At 42.2% G+C, this 5,147-nt stretch carries 7 protein-coding genes and 2 pseudogenes; all 9 read right to left on the reverse strand.

The window, feature by feature from the left end; all coding sequences use genetic code 11:
* Positions 1-252: pseudogene (locus tag ACJWXQ_RS08985) on the reverse strand (flavocytochrome c); the annotation flags it as partial.
* 464 nt (positions 253-716) lie between these two features.
* Positions 717-848: pseudogene (locus ACJWXQ_RS08990) on the reverse strand (radical SAM protein); the annotation flags it as partial.
* Between the two features lie 49 nt (positions 849-897).
* A complete protein-coding gene (locus tag ACJWXQ_RS08995) occupies positions 898-1,059 on the reverse strand; it encodes a hypothetical protein (protein ID WP_406672627.1) in 162 nt (53 codons plus the stop codon).
* A gap of 108 nt (positions 1,060-1,167) precedes the next feature.
* Positions 1,168-1,836, reverse strand: a complete 669-nt coding sequence (locus ACJWXQ_RS09000; RefSeq protein WP_406672628.1) for an SOS response-associated peptidase — start codon at positions 1,834-1,836, stop codon at positions 1,168-1,170.
* 73 nt (positions 1,837-1,909) lie between these two features.
* Positions 1,910-2,359: a hypothetical protein gene (locus tag ACJWXQ_RS09005; protein WP_406672629.1), complete on the reverse strand. Its 450-nt coding sequence runs from the start codon at positions 2,357-2,359 to the stop codon at positions 1,910-1,912.
* 157 nt (positions 2,360-2,516) lie between these two features.
* Entirely contained in the window at positions 2,517-3,704 is a 1,188-nt protein-coding gene (locus ACJWXQ_RS09010; RefSeq protein ID WP_406672630.1) for an anaerobic nitric oxide reductase flavorubredoxin, read from the reverse strand.
* 22 nt (positions 3,705-3,726) lie between these two features.
* On the reverse strand, positions 3,727-3,885 hold the full coding sequence (locus ACJWXQ_RS09015; RefSeq protein ID WP_406672631.1) for a rubredoxin: 159 nt from the start codon (positions 3,883-3,885) through the stop codon (positions 3,727-3,729).
* A gap of 22 nt (positions 3,886-3,907) precedes the next feature.
* Positions 3,908-4,336, reverse strand: coding sequence for a CoA-binding protein (locus ACJWXQ_RS09020; RefSeq protein ID WP_406672632.1), 429 nt, complete (start codon positions 4,334-4,336; stop codon positions 3,908-3,910).
* Between the two features lie 53 nt (positions 4,337-4,389).
* A partial coding sequence (locus ACJWXQ_RS09025; protein ID WP_406672633.1) for a universal stress protein occupies positions 4,390-5,147 on the reverse strand: 758 nt, incomplete at its 5' end.

Raw genomic sequence — 5,147 nt, forward strand, 5'->3', positions numbered from 1 at the left:
ATTATATCGGGTCAAGGTCGGTTTTAATAATTGAGGTTCTGTGCTGTGATTATGTGCCAGTTCCTCTACTGATGCAAAGGTTTTTACTATACCTTTTCGCAAAGCCCGGGATAAATCCCAAGCGGCAGTTTCAACCCCACTACGATCAGCAATACCAATAACCGGGCGGTTTCGTATCAATATTGCCTCGGCCAGAATTTTGCGGTCGCTAAGTTCATTTACAAAGCGCTGGCCGGTCAGTGGATCTATCATGATACCATAAGGAAAAGTACCACCTAATCACCAAATAAAGGTCCGCTTCCATATCCTTTTTCGTCGGGTGAAGTCCAAGCTCCTAGTTGTATCCTTGAAAGTTGCACCGGGTTGGCGCCAATTCGCAAACATTCTTTCAACATCTCGGCCGTAGAAAATGGTTGGTTGGTTGCATCTATTCGTTCATCTAAACGCGGATCCTGCACTTTCCTAAAAGCTATATCACTTCCGAAACCGCCTGTGGTTTCAATATATCCTGATACATAAGTTCCGGGGAGTCCGTTATACCCAACGCTTTCTAATAGCGGGTACCGGGAATTGAAATTCTATTATCTTGGTCATTATTATCGTTTTTTTTCGCAGAAATATATTCCATCAGCATTCTCCAGTCAGACTTCTCTTTTTTACCAAAGAAACGCGTAGTCAATAAGATCGGGTGGATATTATTTTAGGGTACCGTCAATAGTCTTTCCCAGCTGGCAATATATACATGAATAATTACACGTTTTCCTGGGGATGGGACTAATGCCCAAGGAACGGCCAAGACGCCTGGAAGGTAGTGGCCCATAAATATATTTTATGTTACCCAAGACCATTCCCCCTGTTAATTATTTGACCGATAATGGATTATTTTCTTCTAAATACTTATTTGAATAATTTTCTCATGGCTTTGCCGGTCACTTTTCCGGTCATTCTGCGCCCTACTCTTTTGGCTACTTTTTCCGGATTGGCACTGCTTATGGCCTGAATATCTCCCAAATACTTTGCAACTCTGTATAGTATGCCTCTGGTTTTATGGATCGTCATGATAACTCCTCCTTTGGCAAACCAATTTCACTAAAGGCCTACTTGTGGGCAGGCTGATGATAATAAAAAATACTAGACTGAGCTCGGGTATCCCGTTGGTTTTTTAATTTAAGCGGGTTTAATCAGTTCCGGATTATCATAGCGTGGAGAATTAACGGCAGTTGTTACCGGATATGCTTCCAAGTCTGGGGGTGTTATTGCAGATAAAAATTGATTGATTTGATCCTTGCCGTTTAAATTAGGTGACAGCCATCCCACTTCTTGGTTCGGGGAAAGAATTAATGGCATTCGGATATGGATATGCCTGATAGAATCCGAGGCTTCCGTGGTAATGATGCTACAGGATATTATTCTTTTCCCCTTTGGATCATCCCAGGTATCAAAGATACCCGCCATGGCAAAAAGTTTCCGGTTTTTCAGTCTGATCCGCATAGGCTGCTTACCTTGATCCAGTTTTAACCATTCGTAAAAGCCATCGGCTGGTATCAGGCACCTGTTTTGCCGGATGGCTTTTCGAAAAGCGGGTTTTTCGGTTAGGGTTTCTATGCGGGCATTTATGAGGCGGTTGCCGATGGAAGCATCTTTTGCCCAAAAAGGGATTAGACCCCATTTCATTAATCTTATCTGGTTTTGATCATGTTGATCTTTCATTACAACCGGTATTAACTGTGATGGCGCTATATTGTAGCGGGGGGAATAGGAAAAATCCGGAGGAAAAGCATTGAATCTGTGGGCAACCTCTTCGATCTCAGAAGTCAGGGTAAAGCGTCCGCACATGTTTATCACTCCTTGTAGCAAACCTGCCCCAGCTTTCATTACAGCTGATCGGTGAAGATTGATTATACAGGATTTATAGTAGGAAGATGATCAAAAGCAGAATAAAAACCACCAGTGCAATAAGGATATTGGTTTTATGATTCACTTCTGTGGGTCCGGGCAGGCTTTTTTTCTGTTTATTATGCAGGTACTCTTGTTCTTCCTGCCGGGCCAGCTCTTCCCTCCCCGCCAGAGATTCCAGATGATGCTGCAGTTCATGCCAGATTGTATTCCGGATCTCTTTAACCCACTCATCGTAGGAAGCATCATTTAAAACAGCAACGAAGGAACCATAATATAAGACAATGAAACTGCCCAGATAGGGTTCTTCAATATATTCCCCCATGATATAATAGTCCTCTTCAAATTTCTCGTCTTTTTCAACATGATAGCCTCCTATCAGATTATGGTCAAAGGACTCGGGGAGGGTAGCTATGGTCTCTTGCATTATTTTTTCAAAAGCATCCAGGGAAATACGGGCCATTATAACCTCCATTGAAGTTTTTTCGCAAGCTAGTTACATGAGATTATATCATTTGCACAGTATGAAAATGAGTATTCATGATCAACATGATCAAAAAGGAGAAGAACCGTTGTTGCCTGGGATCAAGGAGAACATGAAATCTTGACTGTTCCGGCATTTATATTTTGGCTACAAGATCCTTGCCGTATGCTTTACACGTTTGGATTGTTTCCTGGTCGGGATGCCACAATGCTCGTAGTCCTTCATCTAATATGGTTATGCCACCCTGCATTAATCCTTCAGTTATAATTTTTGTTCCTTCTCCACTCCAGCCGTAACAACCAAAGGCAGCAGCTTTTTTGTTTTTAAAGCCCAAGCCCTTGATCATTTCCAACAGACCGGCAACAGAGTAAAGAATACCCCGGTTAATAGTCGGTGAACCAATTAAAAAGGCTTTGGACTTAAAGATTTCGGTTATAATATCGCTTTTATCTGAGAGGGCTAGATTGTACATTTTTACGTTTACCTGATCATCTGCTGTTTTTATGCCTTCTATGATGGCTTCTGCCATTTTCTTGGTTCCGTCCCACATACTATCATAAACCAGAGTGATTTGATTTTCCTGGTAGTCCTGGGCCCATTCAAGGTACTGCTCTACAATCTGCCAGGGTTTTTTTCTCCAGATGATGCCATGACTCGGACATATCATATCCAGGGGAAGATTTAAACCCTTTATTTCCTCAATCTTTTTTTGAACCAGTACACTATAAGGAGTCAAAATATTGGCATAGTATTTTATTGCCTCCTGTTCTAATTCAGACTGATCCACCAGGTCATTGTAGAGCAATTCACTGGCATAATGTTGCCCAAAAGCATCATTGCTGAAAAGCAGGTTTTCTCCGGTCAGATAAGTGAACATGCTGTCAGGCCAATGCAGCATACGGGCTTCAACGAATACCAACTGATTTTTTCCCAAGTTTAAGGTATCGCCGGTTTTTACAGGGATAAAATTCCAGGTTTTATGATAATGTCCCTGCAGGGATTGAATGGCGTTTTTAGTGCAATAGATAGGCGTTTCTGGTATTTCCTGCATCAGCAATTCTAAGGCCCCACTGTGATCGCTTTCAGCATGATTGGCAATAATATAATCTATTTGCTCCAGTTCTATTTCTTGCTTCAGGTTTTCTATAAACTCCCGGGCAAAAGGTTTCCAGACGGTATCGATCAGTACGGTCTTTTGGTCTTTTATCAGGTAGGAATTATAGGAAGATCCTCGGTGGGTTGAATATTCCTGGCCATGGAAAAATTTTAGTTCCCAGTCAACTTTTCCCACCCATTTAACATTTTCGGTAAGAGCAGTCATCATAACCTCCTCCTTTGGTCTTGGTTTATTGTATCTTTTCAAAAACGGATTTATCTGCACCGCATACAGGACAAACCCAGTCCCCGGGCAGTTCTTCAAATTTTGTGCCAACAGGAATATGATTGTCAGGATCTCCGGTGGAAGGATCGTAAATATAACCACAAATGGTACATTCAAATTTCATAGTTTTTACCTCCAGAATATTATTAATGATCGAGACCAAGTTTTTTTACAACAAATCGGTGCACATTATGGGGGAAGCCTGCTCGGGGCCGGTGTAAAAAAACACAGGAAGTTTTAAAATGTAAGCCCAGTTCATGGGCTAGTTTTAGTACGTTGGCATCAGCCGATCCCAGCTGAAACCATACGTTCAGAATGCCTTTTTCTTTGCATAGGGGTAGTAGTTTTTCTGTTACCCGGGGATTCGTGAAAAAGATAGCAGCTTCCACCGGGGGTAAAGAGGAAATATCCTTGAAAGCTTCCTGGTCATCTATTTTTTCCATATGGGGATTAACGGGATATAAGATAAAGCCTTCATCTTTAAGAAATGCATACACTTTGCGACTGAATGATTTGGGTTTCCTGGATAGCCCTAAGACCGCGAATGTTCTGAAACGGATAAAAAAATCCTGCATTCGTATTATCCCCCCTTACGTCGTGGTTTTTTTGCTCTAAATTAATGCGAATATTATGGCACAAGTAAGACTGCACAAGAGGCCCTTCGGGCTACAGTTTCAGCAGTGCTGCCTAACAGAATTTTGCCCTGCTGTCCTTTGCCCCGGGTTCCCATAACAATCAGGCTGGCCCCGAAACTCTGGGCTAAACTTAGTATTTGCTTGGAAGCCACGCCTTCTTCTAAGAAAACGTCAATATTTGGACACTTATCCTGGCATGTGGTCCTTATGTTTTCCAGGTATGCAAAAGCTGCTTCTCTTTTTTGTTGAAGCTCTTCGGGAGTGCTGCCTTCATCTATGATAGAAACCAATCCAATTGTTTCTGCCAAGGTGGAGAGCTCTTTGGCAATATTCTCTGCCCCTTTAGCCCGTGGAGAAAAGTCCGTCGCCAGCATGATCCTGGAAAAAATCTGGTCTTCTACGTCACATATCAGTTGCTCACCCTGAGATAAAACCTTTACCCGCTCAACCAGGACCGGTGTGTTAGAACTGCGAATTAAAGCCGCAGTGGTGCTGCCGATAAAAAAATCACGAATAAGATTTTTGCCCCTGGAAGCAATAACAATCAGTTCTGCATATTTGGCCTTGGCAATCTGATTTATTTCTGCTGCCGGGATTCCCCGCGGTGTTTCGATATTTACCTCAAAGCCCATTTTTTCTATTTTTTCTTTTTTAATATTCAGATTTGTCTGGTTAAGTTCTTGCATTTGGGCAGATTTACTTTTATTCCGCACATCGTCTACCCACACCAGAATAATTTCTTTGGTGCCAA

The organism is Natronospira sp. (genome assembly GCF_007134575.1).
GTDB classification, from domain to species: Bacteria; Pseudomonadota; Gammaproteobacteria; order Natronospirales; family Natronospiraceae; genus Natronospira; species Natronospira elongata.

Coding starts and splice junctions, on each gene's coding strand:
- ACJWXQ_RS08995 (WP_406672627.1), bottom strand. CDS start 1,059: ATGACGATCCATAAAACCAGAGGCATACTATACAGAGTTGCAAAGTAT.
- ACJWXQ_RS09000 (WP_406672628.1), bottom strand. CDS start 1,836: ATGTGCGGACGCTTTACCCTGACTTCTGAGATCGAAGAGGTTGCCCAC.
- ACJWXQ_RS09005 (WP_406672629.1), bottom strand. CDS start 2,359: ATGGCCCGTATTTCCCTGGATGCTTTTGAAAAAATAATGCAAGAGACC.
- ACJWXQ_RS09010 (WP_406672630.1), bottom strand. CDS start 3,704: ATGATGACTGCTCTTACCGAAAATGTTAAATGGGTGGGAAAAGTTGAC.
- ACJWXQ_RS09015 (WP_406672631.1), bottom strand. CDS start 3,885: ATGAAATTTGAATGTACCATTTGTGGTTATATTTACGATCCTTCCACC.
- ACJWXQ_RS09020 (WP_406672632.1), bottom strand. CDS start 4,336: ATGCAGGATTTTTTTATCCGTTTCAGAACATTCGCGGTCTTAGGGCTA.